Consider the following 985-nt stretch of genomic DNA (forward strand, 5'->3'; position numbering starts at 1 on the left):
CCGCCCGCTATCCGCAGTTCCGGCTGGACGGCTCGCTGGGATTGAGCGGCCTGGGCTGGGGCGCCAGCGGCGGCACCCTGCTGCGCACGCTGCTGGCCGGCGTGACCGGCAACGTGCTGGACGGCGGCGCCAGCCAGGCCCAGCTCGACTTGCAACGCGGCGCGCTGGCGCAGGCGCAGGCGGGCTACCTGTCCACCGTGCTGGGCGCCTTGCAGGAAGTGGAGGACGCGCTGGCCTCGCTGACCGGCGAACGCGCGCGGCTGGCGCATCTGCGCCTGGCCGCCGCTGCCGCCGAGAGCGCCGCGCTGCTGGCGCGGCAGCGCTACGCCAGCGGGCTGGTCGATTTCCAGACGGTGCTGGAAACCCAGCGCGCGCTGTATGCGTCGCAGGACGGCGTGGCTGTCACCAGCGCCGACTTGGGCGGCGATCTGGTACGGTTGTACAAGGCGCTGGGCGGCGGCTGGCAACCCGACGGCGAAGGCGCCGCAATGAAACAAGGAAGCGCACCATGAACCAACCTCTGGCCCAGGCCCCCCGGCCTGCCGCAGCCGCGCCGTCGGACGAACTGGCGGAACCGGCCCGCCGCCCGTGGTGGCGCCGCGCCACATTCTGGGGCGGCGTGCTGGCGCTGCTTGCCATCGGCGCCGCGTTGTATGCGTGGCAGGCGCAGCGCCAGGCGGCGCGCGCGCCCGGCTATGTGACGGCGCCGGTCAAGCGCGGCAGCGTCACGCTCAGCGTCACCGCCAACGGCACCTTGCAGCCCACTCGCGCCGTCAACATCGGCAGCGAGCTGTCCGGCACCGTGGCGCGCGTGCTGGTCGACGTCAACGACCAGGTCCACGCCGGCCAGGTGCTGGTGGAGCTGGATACGGCCAAGTTGCGGGACCAGATCGTGCGTTCGCGCGCCGCGCTGGCCGCCGCCCGGGCCGCGCTGGCGCAGAACCAGGCCAGCCTGGCCGAGGCGCGCAGCGCGCTGGGACGAGAT

1 protein-coding gene and 1 pseudogene are annotated in these 985 nt (G+C 74.0%); both read left to right on the forward strand.

All coding sequences use genetic code 11. The features are described 5' to 3' along the window. On the forward strand, positions 1-512 hold a 512-nt coding region (locus GTP90_RS35830), incomplete at its 5' end, for a TolC family protein (RefSeq protein ID WP_161087941.1). Beyond that, a pseudogene (locus GTP90_RS35835) lies at positions 509-985 on the forward strand (efflux RND transporter periplasmic adaptor subunit); the annotation flags it as partial. The gene GTP90_RS35830 and the pseudogene GTP90_RS35835, both read left to right, overlap by 4 nt.

The organism is Duganella vulcania (assembly GCF_009857655.1).
Classification (GTDB): Bacteria; Pseudomonadota; Gammaproteobacteria; order Burkholderiales; family Burkholderiaceae_D; genus Rugamonas; species Rugamonas vulcania.